This is a genomic window from Amycolatopsis sp. w19 (genome assembly GCF_051373225.1).
Taxonomy (GTDB): Bacteria; Actinomycetota; Actinomycetes; order Mycobacteriales; family Pseudonocardiaceae; genus Amycolatopsis; species Amycolatopsis japonica.
This window is the reverse complement of sequence record NZ_JBPQFM010000007.1, coordinates 1-18,015: the sequence shown is the minus strand read 5'-3', so window position 1 is coordinate 18,015 and position 18,015 is coordinate 1. Positions and strand designations below refer to the sequence as shown.

The 18,015-nt window shown below is 63.1% G+C and carries 19 protein-coding genes and 2 pseudogenes; 10 read left to right on the top strand and 11 right to left on the bottom strand.

Annotated features, from left to right (window positions below; genetic code table 11):
- Positions 1-34 precede the first annotated feature (34 nt).
- Positions 35-865 (top strand): hypothetical protein, encoded by an 831-nt coding sequence (locus ACSMFO_RS16275; RefSeq protein WP_436459314.1) that lies wholly within the window; start codon positions 35-37, stop codon positions 863-865.
- Between the two features lie 470 nt (positions 866-1,335).
- Here the strand turns inward: ACSMFO_RS16275 and ACSMFO_RS16270 are convergent, their stop codons facing one another.
- Entirely contained in the window at positions 1,336-1,794 is a 459-nt protein-coding gene (locus ACSMFO_RS16270) for a DUF4411 family protein (RefSeq protein WP_436459312.1), read from the bottom strand.
- Positions 1,795-1,803: 9 nt separating this feature from the next.
- Positions 1,804-2,994: an XRE family transcriptional regulator gene (locus tag ACSMFO_RS16265; RefSeq protein ID WP_436459311.1), complete on the bottom strand. Its 1,191-nt coding sequence runs from the start codon at positions 2,992-2,994 to the stop codon at positions 1,804-1,806.
- Between the two features lie 172 nt (positions 2,995-3,166).
- Here ACSMFO_RS16265 and ACSMFO_RS16260 point away from each other — a divergent pair, with 172 nt between their 5' ends.
- Complete coding sequence (locus ACSMFO_RS16260; protein ID WP_436459309.1) at positions 3,167-4,651, top strand: pentapeptide repeat-containing protein; 1,485 nt, start codon at positions 3,167-3,169, stop codon at positions 4,649-4,651.
- Between the two features lie 158 nt (positions 4,652-4,809).
- Here the strand turns inward: ACSMFO_RS16260 and ACSMFO_RS16255 are convergent, their stop codons facing one another.
- The gene (locus tag ACSMFO_RS16255; protein ID WP_436459307.1) at positions 4,810-5,013 is read right to left on the bottom strand and encodes an acyl-CoA dehydrogenase family protein; all 204 of its coding nucleotides are present in this window, start codon (positions 5,011-5,013) and stop codon (positions 4,810-4,812) included.
- Between the two features lie 546 nt (positions 5,014-5,559).
- Here ACSMFO_RS16255 and ACSMFO_RS16250 point away from each other — a divergent pair.
- The 4 genes from ACSMFO_RS16250 to ACSMFO_RS16235 are packed head-to-tail and all read left to right on the top strand — an operon-like array spanning position 5,560 to position 7,161.
- The gene (locus ACSMFO_RS16250; RefSeq protein WP_436459305.1) at positions 5,560-5,913 is read left to right on the top strand and encodes a DddA-like double-stranded DNA deaminase toxin; all 354 of its coding nucleotides are present in this window, start codon (positions 5,560-5,562) and stop codon (positions 5,911-5,913) included.
- A complete protein-coding gene (locus ACSMFO_RS16245) occupies positions 5,907-6,332 on the top strand; it encodes an Imm1 family immunity protein (RefSeq protein WP_436459303.1) in 426 nt (141 codons plus the stop codon). Before ACSMFO_RS16250 ends, ACSMFO_RS16245 begins: the two co-directional genes overlap by 7 nt.
- Complete coding sequence (locus ACSMFO_RS16240) at positions 6,329-6,667, top strand: hypothetical protein (protein ID WP_436459302.1); 339 nt, start codon at positions 6,329-6,331, stop codon at positions 6,665-6,667. Before ACSMFO_RS16245 ends, ACSMFO_RS16240 begins: the two co-directional genes overlap by 4 nt.
- Positions 6,664-7,161, top strand: a complete 498-nt coding sequence (locus ACSMFO_RS16235; RefSeq protein ID WP_436459300.1) for a hypothetical protein — start codon at positions 6,664-6,666, stop codon at positions 7,159-7,161. The genes ACSMFO_RS16240 and ACSMFO_RS16235 overlap by 4 nt, the downstream gene beginning before the upstream one ends.
- 335 nt (positions 7,162-7,496) lie before the next feature.
- On the opposite strand, the gene ACSMFO_RS16230 is transcribed toward ACSMFO_RS16235, so the two are convergent.
- The 5 genes and pseudogenes from ACSMFO_RS16230 to ACSMFO_RS16210 form a co-directional block, all read right to left on the bottom strand.
- Positions 7,497-10,286: a hypothetical protein gene (locus tag ACSMFO_RS16230; RefSeq protein WP_436459298.1), complete on the bottom strand. Its 2,790-nt coding sequence runs from the start codon at positions 10,284-10,286 to the stop codon at positions 7,497-7,499.
- Positions 10,287-10,725: 439 nt separating this feature from the next.
- Positions 10,726-11,070 (bottom strand): annotated as a pseudogene (locus tag ACSMFO_RS16225) (phosphotransferase family protein); the annotation flags it as partial.
- A 15-nt stretch (positions 11,071-11,085) separates the two neighbouring features.
- Positions 11,086-11,484 carry a phosphotransferase gene (locus ACSMFO_RS16220; protein ID WP_436459296.1) on the bottom strand — a complete coding sequence of 133 codons (399 nt, stop codon included), beginning with the start codon at positions 11,482-11,484 and terminating at the stop codon, positions 11,086-11,088.
- Between the two features lie 320 nt (positions 11,485-11,804).
- Positions 11,805-12,125, bottom strand: a complete 321-nt coding sequence (locus ACSMFO_RS16215; protein WP_436459295.1) for a hypothetical protein — start codon at positions 12,123-12,125, stop codon at positions 11,805-11,807.
- A gap of 385 nt (positions 12,126-12,510) precedes the next feature.
- Positions 12,511-12,732 (bottom strand): hypothetical protein, encoded by a 222-nt coding sequence (locus ACSMFO_RS16210; protein WP_436459294.1) that lies wholly within the window; start codon positions 12,730-12,732, stop codon positions 12,511-12,513.
- Between the two features lie 363 nt (positions 12,733-13,095).
- On the opposite strand from ACSMFO_RS16210, the gene ACSMFO_RS16205 reads away from it, so the two are divergent.
- The 4 genes from ACSMFO_RS16205 (at position 13,096) to ACSMFO_RS16190 (ending at position 15,980) form a co-directional block, all read left to right on the top strand.
- Positions 13,096-13,359 (top strand): hypothetical protein, encoded by a 264-nt coding sequence (locus tag ACSMFO_RS16205; protein ID WP_436459292.1) that lies wholly within the window; start codon positions 13,096-13,098, stop codon positions 13,357-13,359.
- Positions 13,356-14,048 carry an RNA polymerase sigma factor gene (locus ACSMFO_RS16200; RefSeq protein ID WP_436459291.1) on the top strand — a complete coding sequence of 231 codons (693 nt, stop codon included), beginning with the start codon at positions 13,356-13,358 and terminating at the stop codon, positions 14,046-14,048. Before ACSMFO_RS16205 ends, ACSMFO_RS16200 begins: the two co-directional genes overlap by 4 nt.
- Positions 14,045-15,400, top strand: a complete 1,356-nt coding sequence (locus ACSMFO_RS16195) for a sigma-70 family RNA polymerase sigma factor (protein WP_436459289.1) — start codon at positions 14,045-14,047, stop codon at positions 15,398-15,400. The genes ACSMFO_RS16200 and ACSMFO_RS16195 overlap by 4 nt, the downstream gene beginning before the upstream one ends.
- A gap of 124 nt (positions 15,401-15,524) precedes the next feature.
- Positions 15,525-15,980: a hypothetical protein gene (locus tag ACSMFO_RS16190; protein WP_436459287.1), complete on the top strand. Its 456-nt coding sequence runs from the start codon at positions 15,525-15,527 to the stop codon at positions 15,978-15,980.
- Here ACSMFO_RS16190 and ACSMFO_RS16185 read toward each other — a convergent pair.
- The 3 genes and pseudogenes from ACSMFO_RS16185 to ACSMFO_RS16175 all read right to left on the bottom strand — a co-directional run.
- The gene (locus ACSMFO_RS16185) at positions 15,916-16,605 is read right to left on the bottom strand and encodes a hypothetical protein (protein ID WP_436459286.1); all 690 of its coding nucleotides are present in this window, start codon (positions 16,603-16,605) and stop codon (positions 15,916-15,918) included. The two genes, ACSMFO_RS16190 and ACSMFO_RS16185, sit on opposite strands and share 65 nt — an antisense overlap.
- Positions 16,606-16,905: 300 nt before the next feature.
- Positions 16,906-17,313: a tetratricopeptide repeat protein gene (locus ACSMFO_RS16180; protein WP_436459285.1), complete on the bottom strand. Its 408-nt coding sequence runs from the start codon at positions 17,311-17,313 to the stop codon at positions 16,906-16,908.
- Positions 17,314-17,582: 269 nt separating this feature from the next.
- Positions 17,583-18,015, bottom strand: a pseudogene (locus ACSMFO_RS16175) (transposase); the annotation flags it as partial.

Here is an 18,015-nt window from a genome sequence, read left to right as displayed (position 1 = left end):
CAGCAGTGCAGAGCACGGAGGCTACGCTCTGTCGATGCCACGCGACGCCCTGGTCCAGTTCCCCGCTTTTCGGCACCACGAAGCTTCCAGGGAGAGCGCCAACAACGCCATGATGGCGCTTCTGGTGGGGGCGCAGGTGTCGGCGAATTTCCTCGAGCTCACCCGCGACTCATCCAGGCAGTTGTCGGAGATCTTCCCGACGATCCCGCACGTTGAGCGGTTCGACCTGCGTCCTGACGCCGCCCAGGCCATCCTGCGTGGAGCCGAAGAGCACCTGGGAGCGATGGCAGTGCCCCAAGCCTTAGCCATCCACGAAGGCTTCATTCTGGACTGCCTCGAACTGATCGGTGCGGGATCAGCCAAGGCCTGGCAGATGCACGACAAGCTCGCAACGCGGGCAGGCAGCTCTTTTGACGTTGACCGGATGACCCGGTTCCACGTGCTCCGGGAGATGCGCAACGCGATCATCCACCGCAGCGGCATCGTTAGTCAGCCCCTCGTGGACAAGATCGGAGAACTGACCCCTGCGGGGGAAGTCGCATGGTGTAAGCACACCGGTCGGTCGCCGCGCGGACTCCGACTCGGTGACCGCGTCACGTTCATGCTTGGTGAGCTTGTGGAAGCCCTCGCCACCACGAAGGCACTCGCCCGCGAGGCCAATTGGATGTTGATCCCCGCCGTCCCACCCGCGACGTGGGCAAAGGTGATCGTCGAGGATCACCTGCAGCACACGCCGGGACGGCTCAACCCCACCAAACGCCGCAAGGTGATCCTTGGGTTCGTCCGCCATCACTACCGGGCGGTCGCAGTGACAGAGGCAGACCTGAAGACAGCGTTCGCAGCGTGCGGAGTTGATATGGCATAGCAAGAAGCCAGGCCCTACCTGGGCCTGGCCTCTTAGCAGGAAAAAAGGGGCTTTGCTCGTTAAGCTACACCGACTTCGTCGTGCTCGGACTTGCACCGAGAACTTCCTGCTCCGGTTCCCATGGTAGCAGACGGCTTCCGGCTGGCCCATTGCGCGTCCTTCCGCGCGGGCCCGTTGCTCATCGCTCAACATGCGTAGGCGTCCAGGCTGCCCACAGTTACCCGCGTCGACGAGGTTCCGTCTTCGAAGTCGCCGTACGCGGCTGGGCTGAGACGTCGAGGCGTAGCCCGGTGCGGCCTCGTTTGGCAAGCGGAAGACTGCTACATCTCGCGGGCGGCCGTCGAGTCGAGCTCGATGCGCAGCGTGAGCTCCGGCGAGGATCACGGCCATGAAGGTGAACTCGATTTCGCCGCCGGATGCGGACGCGGCCTGTTCCATGCGCCGCTTGACGACGTTGGCGCTCAGTCCGGCTAGAACTTCCATCCCTGCGCCTGCACGAACCCGACGAGGTTCATGCACGGGACACTGACCGCTTTACACACGTCGGGAATGCGCGGCTTGTTCAGGTTGCCGCTGAAGGTTTCGTCGGTGACGACGACACCGGTGCGTGCGAGCGCGAGACCGATCACGAACGGGTCGGCGCCGTTGCGACCGCCGCCCGTTCCCATCATCTTCGGATGCGCTTGGAGAATCTTCCTGGTTGAGACTTGGATGTCCTGGTCGAGAGGTATGAAGAGGTCTCCCTGCGCACGCGCCCAGGTGTTGGCGTCGTCGTCACGCTTTCCGAGCTCGTCGCGAACCACTTCCACCGCGCGGATGGTTCCTTCGGCGATCAGCATCTCGATTCGTTGCCACAGGGTGCTGAAGACCGACGGCGGCAGTTGATCACGGCGCCCGTTGAGGATCGCGCTGGTGTCGAAGGAGTACAAGGGCACCTGCTAGTTCGCCTCCCGGACAGCCGCGGCGTCGGCGAGCTTGTCGATCTGACCGGCCTTGGCGTTGAGGTACGTCGTGGCGGTATAGGTGTCGATCATGCGGCGACGGTGTGCGTCGGCCACCTGCCGGACGTAGCCTTTCCCCAGGTCACGGACGGTGTTGCGGTACCAGTCCCCGCCGCCCGCCGTACGGGCGACTGAATCCGCCTCATAAGCCTTCACGAACTCCGCGCGCCGCGCTTCGTAGAAGGCCTGAGTGACACGACCAAGAGTGAGCAACCGACGCAGGAACGCCTCGGCGCTCACCCCGAAGGGAGCGGCTGCATCGTGCAGCGCCACGTAGGTCCAGGTGTCCTGCTGTTCGGCGCGGGCCTGAACCTCTGGCCGTCGCAGCACCGCGGTGGCCGGCATGAGCATGGCCGCGGCGAGGGCGTTGCAACGCGCCTCCAGCTGCCGCTCCGGCGTCGTCGCGCGCAGGTCGGCGGTCACATCGCACAGACCTTGAGTATGCAGGGCCAGGTGAGCGAACTCATGCAGGAGGGAAAACAGGCGACCCCGAGGACTGTCACCACCGTTGACCATGATCACCGGCAGCTTGTCGAAGTACAACGAGAAGGCACGCATTTCGGTCGTCGAAACACGGCCACGTGACGTCGCAAGCACCAGCACCCCGGCCCGTTCGAGTCCGGCGCCCCAGGCATTGAGGTGGTCGTACACGGTAGACCGGGTGGTCAGGGCGATCGGTGATAGACCCAAGAGCGTCTCGCGAGCACGCTCAGCCAGGCGCTCGTCGGACCCTGCCGCACTCAGGCGCCAGTCAGCCGGTGGATCGTCGTCATCAAGCTCGTACAGCTCAAGCAGGTTGTCCCGCTGCTGGTGCGCCCGCCGGTACTCCGCATGCAGGTCTGGCGACCATTCCCCCACGCTGGCTTCGGGCAACCGGCGGAAGTCGCGCAACGTCTCGAACGCAGCCGGAGGATCGGCCAGAAAGAACACTCCCAAAGCCCGGTTATAAGCCGTCGCGGCCTTCTTGAGCTGCGCGATCGTAGGTTGCGCCTCGCCCGACTCCCACTGAGCGACCCGGTCGTCCGGCACGCCGATCTTGCGCGCCGCGGCCACCTCGGTCAGCCCGATTGTGGTCCGAGCCCACCGCAGGACCGCGGGCTCAACGAGGGCTGGAATCGATGTAGGCACACCGTCAATCCTGAACCAACGCCACGCCCAACGCCAGTCGCGCAACCTGGAGGCAGCCTCCGAACCCGAGAGCGTCGTTGATGACGGGTTGACCTGCCACCTTTTCTACAGTCCGTTCCCCAGGGAACGTAGCGATCGGCGGCGCTCCGTACGACTACCAAGCGTGAAGCGGATGAGTGGGTCGAAGGCAGCGTGGGCGCGACGCCGGTGGCGGGACCGTGGCGGCACGTGGTGGTGGGCGATCGTCGTCATCGTCGTCCCGGTCGCACTGATCGCGGCCGCGGCCGTGACGACGCTGCTGATGTTCATCGATCCAGGCAGCGATGCGAAGAACAGGATCGAACTCATCAAGGTCGGTCTCACAGTCGGGGCCGGGGCCGGCGGCGTGGTCGCGCTGGTGCTCACCGGGCGCCGGCAGTGGTCCACCGAGCACGACAATGCAGAACGACGGCTCACTGAGCTGTATGTCAAGGCCGTCGAGCAGCTCGGCTCCGACAAACCCGCGATCCGCCACGGCGGGCTGTACGCGCTCGAACGCGTTGCCCAGGACAACCCCGACCACCGTCAGGTCGTGGTCGACGTGATCTGCGCCTACCTACGTGCCCCCTTCCACCTACCCGGTAGACCCCGACCCCGTAACCGGCCCGGTATCCACCGCCCCCTGGCCCCCAACCGGGGTGCGTCTCGGCAGCGCGCCGAGAGCAGTGACGAGTCCGAGCTCCCAAGAGTAGCCGAGCTCGACCACCATGCCCGACAAGAACGGGAAGTCCGTCTCACAGCTCAGCGCATCCTGGTCACGCACCTGAGGTCCGGAAACGACGCGAAACATGCCGCAAAGACCTTCTGGAAAGACATCAACCTCGACCTCACCGGTGCCACACTCATCAACTTTGACTTAGCGGGCTGCCAGGTCAACACGGCCTTGTTCGGCGAGACAACGTTCCACGGCACTGCCCGGTTCGGCCAAACGACCTTCCACAACGACGCCCTATTCGACAAGACAACCTTCCACGACGGTGCCTGGTTTGAACGGGCAACATTCCACGGCACTGCCCGGTTCGGCCAAACGACCTTCCACAACGGCGCCTTGTTCAGCGAGGGGACCTTCCACAAGATCGCCCTATTCGGTAAGACGACCTTCAACCTCGACACCTGGTTCAACGAGACGACCTTCCACGACCGCTCGTTTTTTGCACAGTCGACCTTCCAGCTCGACGCCAGGTTCAGCAAGGCGAACTTCGGCCGTGATACCTGGTTCGACGAGACTACCTTCTACGGTGGGGCCACGTTTGGCGAGGCGACCTTCACGGGCCAAGCTAGGTTCGACAAGGCCACCTTCACGGGCCAAGCTAGATTCGGCAAGGCGACCTTCATCAGCCCGGTCTTGTTCAGCAAAGCGACCTTCACCGACGACGTCTCGTTCTATGAGGCTACGTTCGACGTAGTGCCGAATGCTTCCGAGGCACGCATCCGAGTCGATTTCACCCGACCAAATTTCGAAAGCTCATGGCCGCCGGGGTGGACCGTCGAAGGGCCGGTCGATGCGGAGCAGGGCTGGGCGCGGTGGGTTCCCGTGCCGGTCATCCTCGTCTCGTCTGATGAGACCGCAACTGGCCAAGCGAAGGGCGCGATGTTGCCCGGTAACAGAGTCACCTAGCAACGTCCAAGACCGCCATGCGGTTCTTCTTCGGCTGCCCCGGCTGGAAGGTACTGCTGGCGGATATGGGCTTCACCGCGGCCCAGCCCGCTGGCGGCTGACCGGCCCTCAGACGTGGCGCGGCGTTCACGGTCGGGGTTGCCGTGGCGCCGCGTCACTCATTCGCCCCACAACCGAGGAGGCCTGCTATGCCGACACTGCGCGCACCCGACGGCGGGCCGTACCAGATCAACGACGCCGCCGAGGCCACCAACCTGACGGTCGAGCGCGATCACCGCGTCATGCCGGAAATCGCCGCCACCCCCGCCGTACTCCTCCGGGATGCCGGCGCACAGCAGACCGACTTCGCCCTGCGACTGCACGTTGCTGGCCCCTGCCAGGCAGGTGCGGCTAAGGCCCGACTGGTTGAGCGGACAGCCCGTCGGGCCGACTCACGTTCACGCGCTCGACCTGCGGCAATTGGCCTTCCGAGCCGATCTTCGAGGTAGCGTCCCCGTCGGACGACGCTCTGGGGAGGGGCCGTGGGATTGGTTGAGGAGATCGCCGCGGGAGTGCGAACGGCGGTCGTCAAGGCGAATGCAACTCTCGCCGCTCTCAAGCTCGCTGACCAGAGGCTTGAAGACGCTGGTGTGAAGTGATCGGAGCTCGCGGCCGGTGTCTCTGATCCTGACTTCAACCGGCTGCCGGGCTTGCCCGCCGAGTTGAAGTCCTCGTCGGAGACGGTCACCGGCCAGATAGGCGAGTCGTCCGACCTGCTCGACGGGTATCTCCTCAGCTTCGGAGTCCACTTCGGCTGGAGCTTCTGAACAGTCCGCTCCTCCTGGTCCAGCCACTTCGTCCAGCAATCAGGACGTGGACGACGAGGATGACGACCTGGTCGAGCAGGTGCGGCGGGAGTTGCCCCGCCGGTGACACGCCGTCGCGGGTTGAAGACGCATGGCCGCTGGTTTGCACCTGGTAGAAACACTGCGGCTGTGACCAGCGGGCGGGATGACCGAACGGACCGCGTGAACGAGATCGTGAAGGAGGCCGGGTGCCCGTTCGTGCCGCTGACGGCGGCCGCGGACGTAGAACTCAAGATCGCGGCCGAGATGCGCGACAGCGGGATCACGGACGCCACGGTGGTCATCAACAACATGCCCTGCCAGGGCCAGGCGAGCTGTGACGATCTGCTGGGTGTGGTTCTGCCGGAGGGCGGCGCGCTGACGGTCCACGGGACGGGCGGGTTCACGAAGGTGTATCGGGGAGGGAAACAGTGGTGACGTTCGATGCTTGTTTCGATCCAGGTCAGCGGGAACCCCTCGCGCTGAGCACGGCGGCGGAGGTGGACGAGCTGCTGGACCGGATGGTGGCCGAGGCCGAGTCGCCTGAGGTCAAGGTCGGTTTGGTCGCCCAGATCGATCACCGGGACAACGACGGCTGGTCGATCCTTCAGTTCGGCGTGCGCGCAGCGGCCACGACGTGCGGGTTTGTCGGCTTCGCAGGCAAGGACGAGACGAGCGTCATCAGCACGTCGGGTGGGACGTCGCCGGAGCCAGTGGCATACGACTACCAGTCCCATGAGCGCGAGGTGCCGAGCGACGCGGAGATCTCCTGGTCGACAGTTCGAAGAGCAGTCCACGACTACGTGGGCTCGGGCGGCGCTCGCCCGGCTGGTGTGCCCTGGCGGGACGCCGAGTGAGCGGGTGGCAGATCGCGGTAACGGCCGTCGTTGGCGTGTTGGCCACGTCGGGCGCGTTCATCGGCGCTCGCTTGGGGGCACGAGCGAATGATCGAGCGACTGAGCAGCGAGAGCTGGCCGCTCGCCGCGAGGAGTGGTGGCGCCGGTTCACATGGGCCGCCGAGCTCACCATGGACGAGTCGGCAGCGAAGCGGACACTTGGCCTGAGTCTGATGATGAAACTTGCAAGGTCGGAGCTTGCGCAGCAGGACGAGTACGACCTGCTTGACGTGTTTCACCAGCGCGTGCTCGGTGAGATACTGGACCCGACCGACAAGACGGGGCAGAGCCAATGACTCGATCGCATCGCCTGACTGAAGAGCAGATCACGGCAGCCCAGCTACGCGTCCTGCTAGATCAAAAACAAGGCAGGACGACCCCCGACGTCGTCCGAACGATCGCGAAATCAATCCCCGGAGATAAAATACCTGGCATAGAACCGCCCAAGCCCGAGAGCGTGACAGAGCTTGTCAAGGCTCAAAAGTTCACTGAGGCACTGGAGCGAATTCGCGAGCTTCGGGCCGCCAAGTCAGGCGAGCCGAATCAGGAAGAACCCGAAGTTGGTGGCCATGCGAGCGCCTGGTTTACCGAACCTGCCGATAAGGCTGATGTCATCCCCGATATTTCGGTTCCACCTTCCAGGGCTCCGCGCACAGTAGCCTTTCTACAAGCATTAGACAATATAAAAGAATCTCAACCGGATCCGGTTCAGAACCTTGAAGCAGCGCTGCAGAAGTTCATGGAGCAATACGACGAAGCACTTTCACAGACCGAGCGGGGTAAGGATTAAGACTTCGCCTGCCAACCGCCAGGGCTCGTAAGCCCAGTATGCCGGTCATGGCAGGTCTTGCAGAGCGGCCGGAGTCGGTGCCACGCGTCGGGGTCGGATACTCCGCGGGCAACGAGGGAGCGTTGGGTCTCGGGGTGATGGTCGGCCACTAGCGGCCACAAGTCGACGTCGAGACCCAACCCGGTGACTTTTGCGCCCACGGATGGCACCGCATTCACCGGCGAGCGCGGGCGGCCCTGCAAGCCGGGGTGCGCGGCCGCTGACTTCCTAGACTGGCTCGGCGCGCGGTCCACCTAATCAATGACTGTAACCTTCTCCATGTTTTCAGTTTGACCTTACTGATTTGCGAGTGGGTCCGCCGCGACCGACCACGGCTCCGAAATCTGGCCGTCCAGCGTAATTCCGTACCGTCGCAGGTCGCGTTGAGCGTGATGATCTTCGTTGAACGTGAACAAGGTACGGATCCGGGCAGCAGCATCTGGATGGCCATGCAGAAGTGCAAACAGATAGAGATCGAGCGCATCAACGTAGCGACGTTTGAACCGCTTAAGATCACCCAGACGCAGATGGGACTCAATATCACCCAGTTCGATTCCGCGTTCGAGTACCTCGATTGCCGCGTCGCTGCAATTATGCCGCATCAAGAACATGGCAGCAGGTGCCACAGCTTTTGTGTTCGATTTCTTGAGCTGGCTCCAAAGCCTGGCCATTGCCTCATCGGCTTTCCCTTGCCCCGCCAAGGAGATTGTCATGTCAACGTCAACATCGACGGTTGTTTGCTTCTTGATAGTTTCGAGATGTCTGCACGCTTCAACATGTCGATTAAGACGTGCAAGGAGCTTCACAAGCTTCATTCGCGCAGAAACGTCGCCATCTATTGCCGCATCGTTCAGCAAGTCGGCGGCAGCGACGAGCTTTTGCGATGGCACTTCCGGGACATCAAGTTTTCCGTCGTACTGCTTGACCGAAGCGCGAGCCTCTTCCTCCCCTGCTCGAATAAGCCCTTCCGCCAGCCATGTCACTGCCTGCGGCCGGGCCACTTTAGCCGCCTTCATATAGCCCACTAGGGCAAATCTTACAGCATCCCAGGAAAGTGCTGATTCATCTTTTCGAATTAAAAGGTAGTCCGATATTGAAACAATGACGTCAGGATTCGAAATGTCCGACAACACCTTGAAATACCACTCGAACGCCTCCCTGACCCGCCCGGCATCACACAAGAAAGCGGCAATCACGGAAGCTGGAGGCGCACATTTCGCCCGCTGCGCCTGACGATAGAATTTGAACGAATCGTCACTCTTTCCTTCCGTCGCATACACCTCAGCGATTCTGGCGAGCGCCTGCATATGCCCTCGATCAACTGCAGATCCATAGCATTGCAGAGCATATTCGGCCAGCCCCTTCTCCGCATGAACGTTTCCGACCTCCACAAGAGCTTCCGGGGTTCCCGCCTCCGCAGCCATAAGGGCATACTCACCGGCTATCTCAGCGAGGCCAAGCTGCGCATTTATCTTTGCCGCGAACGCCGCAGCATGCGCCACTTTATGCTTAACTGCTGCTTGACACCAGGCCAACGCCAATTGAGAGCGCCCTTGCGAGAAAAGCACCTTCGCTCCGAGGAGCCAGGCATAGGTACGGCCGGACGTTGCGTAATCTTTGAGACGAAGCATTGCAGAGTCAACCTGTTGGTTATCCACCAGCAATTCCGTCGCAAGTTCAACGACACTGGGTCCACATCGATCAGCAAGCGACGTAAGCCATTCAACGATTTCGTCGATTATTGCTGATCGCGCAAGCCCTTCGACGGAATCGATCATCAAATCTGCCGCAACTGCGGCAGCTGCAGCATTTCCGCGTTCAGCAAGCTCGCGATATAGGCAAAGCGCTTCATTGTGACGGTTCATACGTTCCAACGCTCTCGCAGTCAGAACCGTGGCTCGATCATGACGCTTTTCCGTCATGCCTTTCAACCACTCTACAGCATCCTGATTCCGGCCTGCAGCAATGAGTGTTTCCGCCGCAAGGATTAATGCTTCAGTGTCACGTTCGTCCGCCAGGTATCGATACTGGTCTAGCGCATCGTCGACACGGCCCGCCTGACCGAGCATCTCCGCCAACTTCAGTCGAGCTGACCGATCGCCTCCCTCTGCCGCACGAAGGTAAAAGCGCATGGCCCAATACAATAGGCCACGTTTGCGACACTGCCCAGCCAAAGGGGCCAGACTTGAATCGTCTGCGGCCTCAACAAGAACCTGCAACAGTTGCGGTTCTAGCGTCACCGGATCAGTCGCGCCAGCCACGTACCTACGTTCAAGGTAATCGTCCAGCCGATAGCTAGGGCCGCGGCTATCATTGAGCACGAGTGTGTCGCGTTCAATCATCACGCTCGCTCCACCAGGGCCTCGCCTCACCAGTTCCGCGAATGCCTTATCGAAGCCAGATTCGCCTACAATATGCTGCACCTTCTGATGCAGAGAAGCACTCGTCCCTTTTTCCAGTAATTCGCGCGTCAGCCAGCATCCGTTGCCGAGACGTCGTGCCTTGATTGCCCATTGCAGGATGGCGCCTTCTATAATGCTGGCCTTGTCGACGCGAGTTTGGAGATCGTGGACATCCAACATGTACTGGACGACATAGCGATCTTTTGCAGCGCGAACCGAGGCTTCTGCCACGCGCGGGTCTTCAGAGGACGACGCACGTGCCATCTCCTCTAAGCTGAATTCGTCAGGAACCCTAATCTCACTGCCCTCAACTAGCAGCTTGGCATGCGGAAATTTTCCGGAGACTAGTCTCAGTTCTTGCAAGGGGCCTGAACGAATCGTTGCAACAATCAAAATCGGTGCACGACGAGGATCACTAAGGGTCTCCCGTAAGACCCGAGCAACCCTGTCCCCAACCTCTTGATCTGAACCGCGAAGATATCGATCCAGCCCCGGCAAGAAGAAGGCAGTGCGGGGCAAAGCCCTTCTGGCCGCATCCATTAGAGCATCCGGACTACTTGGACTCGCTGCCGGCCATACCGTCCAGTCACCCAGCAGCAGCTCCCCACTCTCGCCTTTCGACTGCCAGAGTGACTCCCACGCCGCTCGTTTCTTCCCCGCCGCAAGGTCGCTGACCAGTGTCACCATTACACTGGAGCCATCGGCCGCCCGGACAACCATAGCCCGAAGTTCGTCGTCAAAGTCGCGGGCTACATATGCAGTCAAGTCTGACGAACTACCGTAACGGTTTGCGAATCCATGAAGACGGAGAAGCTCGAACTGGCTGGGCACACAGCTGCGGAGTGGCGAACCGACGCCAGGGCTCATCCCGGCCCCCGGTTGCTGATCATGATCAGGCCTTCGCACTCCAATTGCTCCTCTGTCATCAATATCCGGGTCGTGCACGTGCATATGACCGTGCCGGAGCATCGGCGGACGCGTCCACTTACACCCCCGACCATGCGATGAACGGTCGATTCAAACCGGCTAACCGTGGAAAACTTCGTTACCACTAGTCGGACAGCTCACTCAAACGAGTGGATCGCGAGGACCCCGCTTGACTTCTAGTTGCTCACCAAGTGCCTCACAACTCGTTGGAGCCAAGTCGCGACCGCAGCCGCTCAACCCTGCACCGACGCCCGTCCAAGCACATGTCGGCCAGGGCGCCTAACGCCGCGACCACGTCCCAGTACGCGAGCTGTTCTGCCCATCGGCCGGCGGCGCGCTGCCAGCCCTCCAGAACTTGTTCGGCGGCGGGTAACCCGAACATCAGAGCCGCGTCGAAGCGTGCACCGCTGAGGTCGATTCCCGGCGATCCGGCGCCGGCGCAGTCCCAGTCGACCAGGCATGTGCAGCGGTCACCGGACCAGAGGGTGTTCCCGAACCACAGGTCGCCATGCACGAAGACTGTCGGGCCGGTGGGCGCGGGGAGCTGTTCGAGGCGTTATTCCGCAGCCGTCAGTAGTGGTGTGGCGCCTTTTCCGGCGTTGGGCGGCGAAGTCGACATCCGCGATCGAGCGGGTCCGCAGTGGCAGAGCAGCCTGGGGCACCAATCGGACTGCTTGCAGTGCGGCTGCTGTGGCTCCCAGGCCCTGGAGTCGCTCGGTGGAGGCGGCCGATGGGATGCGACTGTGCCCGGCAGGACGGTGGTCAGCACCGCCAGCGCACCTGCTGCGGAACCGTCGAGATCGGTGGCGATCAGGCGGGCCGCGGGCAGCTGGTGCTCCCTGGCGACCTGTAGTGCCGCGACCTCGATGGCGAACCGCTGGCAATGGTCCGGCTCATTGGGGTCCCCGAGTCGCAGCACGGCCGCGTCGACGCGGCTACCCGGTTCGAACGTCAATAACCACGGATTGGCTCCGTGCCGCAGGCCGGTGGCTGTGGCCACTCGGGCGCCGCCTCCCACCGCGTGGCTCACCCTGCGCTGGACCTTCTCGGACAGCTCGTGCACCGTGATCACGCTCCCCGTGTCGCGCCTGATATCGAGCGACCACGATGACACGAGCGTCGCCGACGATCTTGTATCCCGGGCCGTGGGCCCGGCATACAAGATCGTCGAAGATCAGGCGGACGTTGTCAGCTGGCGCGGCTGGTGTTCGGCGTTTGGTGTGGTCCGCAGCCGGAACTACTCGGTGCAGGTCTCGATGATGTACGCGTCGAACGTCAAGCGATCGACGATCGCGGCGCAGAGCCGCGGGTCGGTTTCGACTGGCTGTTCTCGCCGGACTTGACCTGTTCGGCGAGACCGAGACACATGGCCGTGGTCTCTGCCGTCAACGGCATCAGCTCGACGCCCCGCGGAGGCCACGTCACGTCTCGCCGTGCCTTCTTCTTGGGGAGCGCCGCGGCGACGGCCGCCGCGGGCCCGGCCGGGAACCATCCGGGCACCCGCGGCTTCACCTGCCGGACCAGCGCGGGCAACTCTTCGCGAAGCGCCTTCGTGCGGCCGTGGCCGCTCCACGCTTCGATGACCTCGACGTGCACCTGTTCGTGATGGCGACCCCTTGCACGTCCGGGACCGCGTTCATGGCGCTGGTGGCCGTGTCCCACGCCGACCAATCGGCGTGCTCGCGCAGCTCGTCGAGGATGAGGCGGTTCACGGTGAGGGACCGCTTGCCACACCGGTTGGACGCGTCGATCAGGTAGCAGCAAAGCGTCACTGTCGTGAAGCACTCTTCACCCGCCGCCTTGCGGAGACCGTTCGGCGGATGCAGACGGCAAGGGACGGCGTCTCTTCCGCGAGGTCGACGGCCTTTTGCCAACTCTCCTTCGCGTACCCGAGGTTCGTGCTCGTGCCGAGAATGAGCTTCTGCCGCTCCAAGAACTGCCAATACAGCATGAGCACGACGCGCAGGTGGGTCTTGCCGTTCTAGCCGCCCACGATGATGAGCACCGTCCGGAACCGCGGCGTCGCGTTGTCCGGCAACAGTTCGCCGAGCCGGATCACGGCGACCTGTTCCCACGGGTCGAGCGGAGCTTTCAAGACATGCCCGGCGAACCAAATGACGTCGAACCCGTACGACGGACGGCAGACCCGCCAAATTTGGATCGTGTGCCTGGCGGGATCGTCGAGCCTTCGCGAGGTCTGCATGCAGGTGAAGTATGTCCGGCGGTAGCGACTTCGGCGTTGTGTCGGACATGTAGGCATGTCCTGAACTTCTGGCGCGAGCCTTACGGAGGAGCCGCCCCGGTCGTGGCGAAGATGTTTCGATAATAGGCATTATCAGAACATCGGGCCATGCCGAAGGGCGCCGATGACGATGAATGGATCCACCCCGGACCCTTTCGTCACAGTGACGAAAGGGTCCGGGGTGGCAGTGCTCGACGCGCAGTGGTAGAGCTTCCCCACTGAGAGCGAATTCTGGAGCTGGCCGGAGAAATTTCAAGATCTTTCGCCGGTACCAGTTCTTCCTCACCGTTCGGTTCGGTATGGGAGTAGGAAGGGAGGCCAACAATGGACACAGGCCCCGCCAACTCCCCTGATGCAGACTGCATCATGATCCCCCGCCCCCGCTCGGTAATCCGGGCGATCCTGGACGTCGTCACCCTGCGCACCAGGCGCACCATGGCCCGGGACCGCCATGACGCCCTCGTCGACGCCACGCAGGTGCTCAGCGACTCCGGACGCGCCGCTCACCTGATCAGCCGCGACCCGGCCGGCGGCGAATGGGCCGTTATTCTCGGCCCGGCAGTACCGGTGACCTCGGAGTCCGCATGACGGGCGCCCAACTCACACCGAGCGGCGATCATGAAAGCCCCGACCACGACCCGGACCCCGGCGAGTACGGACATCAGCCGCGGATCCGTTACGACCGGGACGAAGTCCTTCGCGTCCGCGACGGCGGCGTGCCCGGAGCGATCGCCTACGCGACGAAACGCCTTCACGGCGACCACGCGGCCGCCGAGGAGGTCGTGGCCACCGCATTTCACGAGTTCGTCCGGAGGTGGCAGGAGCAGGGATCGCTGCGTGAGCCCCGAGTTCTCTTGATCCAGATCGTTGAGCTCAGGGTCAAAGACGAGCTGCGCAAACAGAAGCGGCGTCCGATCCCGAGCACCGACGAGGAGCTTTCGGCGGCCCTGCACTGCGATGCAGTGAGAACCAAGGACGCGGTCGAAGACGCCGCGATCCTGCGGGCCACGGCAGCGAACGTCAAGGACGACCCCGGCTTCGCGAACGGGCTGTTCACCGACGAACTTCTCGTGAAGGCGCTCCGAACGCTGCCCGCCCGGCAGCGTCAGGTGCTGATCCGGCTCTACGGCTACGGGGACAGCCTCGACGAGGTCGCGGCGCTTCTCGCCGCGACCAAGCCCAGCGTCAAGGCGCTCCGCCAGCGTGGCCTCGCCGAACTCAAGGCTTCCCCCCTGCTTGCGCACTACCGCAATCCCGCACCGGAGGTTCAGCGATGACCCCACCCCCTGTACCCGACGATCTCCGATTCGACGTCGACCACGTCATGAACCGCGCCCAGGCGGCCAACGACGCCGACATCGCCGAACACGGCCGCGTGATGCCCACCATGGCCCACGTCGCCGAGATCGCCTACCAGGCCTTCGAAATCGGCATGCAGATGATGGCCACCGAGCGATTCGCCGACGCGATCCCGTGGCTCTCCACCGCAGTCGATTACGGCATCGACGACGCCGAGCCGATGCACGCTATCTGCGTCGCGAGCACCGATCCGATCCCGCAGCGACGCGAGGCGCACGCCGACGAGCAAGAGACGAGCCTGGCCGCCCAGCTCACGGAGGACGCTGTCCCTGCCGAAGACCGGGCCGAGGCGGAGACACCGATCTTCGACCAGGTCCTCGCCGCTCAGCTGAACAACAGCCCCGACGAGCCCACTTCCGCCGCGCTGGTGCCAGACGAGAGTCGGGACATCGTGATCTGGGGCCACCGGACAGGAAAGAGCTGGCAGACGGCCGCACCTCAACTCGGCTTCCACGCGCTCGCAACGACAAATCTGGCTGTGGAACTGAGCCGCCGGTTCAAGTGGGATCGTCTGATCACTCCAACCGACAGTGGTTTCGACTTCACCTTCACCTCCGAGTTGAGCATCTTCTTCATCGACACCAAGTGGCTCTACTGCACGGATCCCGTCAACAGGAACGTCCGCGCCGCCAACGCCGTCGACGCACTCGATCGCGCGGAGGACACATCCACCTCCCCGACTCGACGAGTGTCCACCAAGGACCTCACCAAGTTGGTGATGGACGCCAAGGACGGTCAGCCGCTCGCGGTCCGCGCCCTGCTCGAAGTCATTCAGCCGGCGGTCGTCACGTACTGCCGCGCCCGGCTAAGCGGACAAACGATCTCTTCCCTGACCGCGGACGACGTCGCCCAGGAGGTTTGCATCACGGTTCTCACTGCCCTGCCCCGGTATCACGGCACCGGTGACTCGTTCCTGCGCTTCGTCTACTCGATCGCGAACAACAAGGTCACCGACGTACGTCGCGCAGCTCAACGAGATAGCCGATCCGGACTTGCGCGGCCGCAGGAGCCAGCCGGTGTCGAGGTGTGCTCACACCACGCTCGTGACCTTCAAAGCCGTCTCTCCGGTTCACTCGGGGCGCTTACCAAGACCCAGCAAGAAGTCGTCACCTTACGGATGATGGTCGGCCTTTCGGGCAGAGAAACCGCCGAAGCGCTGGGCCTCGCGCCTGGTGCCGTACGGGTCATACAGCACCAGGCGATCGCCCGGATGCGCCAACAACTCGACCGGGACGAGTCAACGCCGATGACGCTGATTGAGACCGTATAGGCCGCGGGCCGACGGCCTCGCGCCCCGCACGCCTCGGTTGATAAGTGATCCAGGCTGCATCACCTATCAACCGAAGGGGGTGGGTCACGGTGGATGGAGGTTTACGACATTTCCGGAGAGATGGATGGGGACCAGGAAGCGCGACGCTGTCGTAGAGCTGGAGAACGAGCACGAGCGACTGCTGTCTGACCTCGACCGCCGGTTGATCGCGGGCCGGGGCGACGTCGAACTGGCGGACACGGACGCGGCCGACGGTGCGGCCCGCCTGCTCACTGCCGACGGCGATGACCTCGCCCTGGCCGTGCAGATGGCGCTAGAAGTTCTGGGCTTCGTCGTGGTGGACATGGACCAGGTCCATCCCGAAGGCGATCGGCGCGAAGACCTCCGAGTCCAGGGTCCGGATCGTCCCGGCGGGGAAGCGATCGTGGAGATGAAGGGCTCCGGGAACCGTTCACCGCGGACAAAGCTGACTGAGTTGAACCGCCTGCTCACCGAGATGCCAGCGCCACGCCGGGCTATGACGCGGACTCCGACCTCCGATCTAACGGGTCGCGCCACTCCGACCGGACCAGACGCGTGAGGGCACGGGATCGCTGCGCACCAACACCCAAAGCCTTTCGAAGCCCCTCTGCAGAGATCGGGCGCTGGTGTAGGTCCCGATGGCGAGCGTCGATTTGCTTCGCCCGCTCAACCAAATCGCCGTCCAAGCCGGACACGACCACGTACATTTCCTCCGGCTCATGATCGACCATCGCGGTCAGCCGCGTCGAACCGACAGGACGTTCTACACCCTGACGAAGATCGGCGAGAGCCTGCAGCAAACCCGGCCCGACCTCGGACCAACCGATCAGTAACAACGGCCCCACCGCATCGAACAGCGCCTTACCGATCTCTCCAGCAATCAGGGGCTCTGCCACGTTCAACGCCAGCGTCACCGCGCTCGCAAGAACGAGGAGCCGCCGCGCCGAGCGCTGAACCTCAGGGACCGCTCCATGCGCAGAGAGACGGCGGATCGCCACCAGCAACGCCACGACCGTCAGGTCCAATGCGGGCGCGACCAACGGCGCGACCCACACAGGAACACCGAGCCGAAGAGCGAGCGCGAAGACATTGCCAAACCCGAACAGGAACGTCAGCCCGACCACGATCCCCACCATCGTGCTCACAGCCGACACAACCAGATCGCGACGGTCTCCCACCGTCATCATCAACACCAACCGGCAACGCGGCCGTCCAAGGCGTCTGGACCCAGCGACAGAACCCGGCATTTGCGAGCCCGAGACGAGCCCGAGAGGTCTGAAACAGTCCAACACCAGGCGACACACCCCGACACCGCGGTTGCGGCTTGACCAGACGAAAAGGTCTTGTTCGGCATTACTCGGCACCATCCGACACGCCCAGGTGCCGACTCTTAACCAGCGGGTTGCCGACGTGGGCGCTGCCGTCGGGGCGCATCCTGCGAAGATTCCTGTGTCACGAAAACGCAAGGTCGCAAGTAGTCGGGCTCAGAGTGCGGCCTGAGCCTGGTGCAGGCGCTGTCGGACCTCGGCGGCTTTGCGTGCGTGACCTGAGTCGTCGTAGATAGTGGCGGCTTCTTGCCAGCATTTGATGGCATCGATGGTATGGCCGAGGTGGTGCTGGCAGATCGCGAGGACATCCAGTGGTTCCGCTAGGGTCTCGTACCGGATAATGAGCGTGCGGCGGCCAATCGCTATCGCTTGCTGGCATAACTCGATCGCCTTGCGGGTGTCGTGCAGCGCGTGCCAGGTACGCGCGAGCAGCGTTAGCGCCCCGGCTTCGCCACTGAGGTCCTGGGCCTGTCGGCGCAGGCGCAGGCCACGTTCACCGTGCTCGAGAGAGCGCTGGTAGCGACCAAGTCCGAAGTTTGCCTCGCTGAGGTTGCCTTCCACCACGGCTTCCCACCGTCCGGAATCGATCTAGCCTGGTGTCGTGGTGTCCAAGGAATGGGCTGTCGAGATCGTAGAGCGGCATGTGTCCGGGTGGGAGGTGCACGGACCAGACATGGTAATCATAAAAGTCAGCCCGCACCGGCTTGGCTGGGTGGTGCATAGCCAGAGCAAGCGCTACCTGCGATCCGGTGAGATCACGGACGCAGTGGTGGGCCACGGACCGTGGCCCTGTCATGATTTTCGTGTAAGCCACGGATGATTGTGTGGTTATTTTAGTGGATTGGTAGGCGGCCGGGGAAGAGGACCACGAGTGTGTTGAGGGCTTGTTTCCATCCCCAGGTTCCGGTTCCTGATGATCCTCCGCGGTGGCTGGTGATGTTCCGGAGTCCGAGGTAGAGGAGTTTCATGGCGGCGGCGTCGCTGTCGAAGTGACCGCGGTTCTTGGTGAGTTTCCGGAGCTGGAAGTTGATGTTCTCGATCAGGTTTGTCGTGCAGACAACTCAGCGCAGCTCGACTGGATAGTCCAGGAACGGGGTGAATTCGTTCCATGCGCGCTGCCAGACTTGGACCGCGGCGGGGTATTGGGTGCCGAAATCTTTGTCGAAGTTCTTGAGTGCGATCTCGGCGGCCTCGAGCGTGGGCGCGGTGTAAATGGATCGCATTCCGGCGGCGACTTTCTTGCGGTCACCGTAGGAGACGAACCGC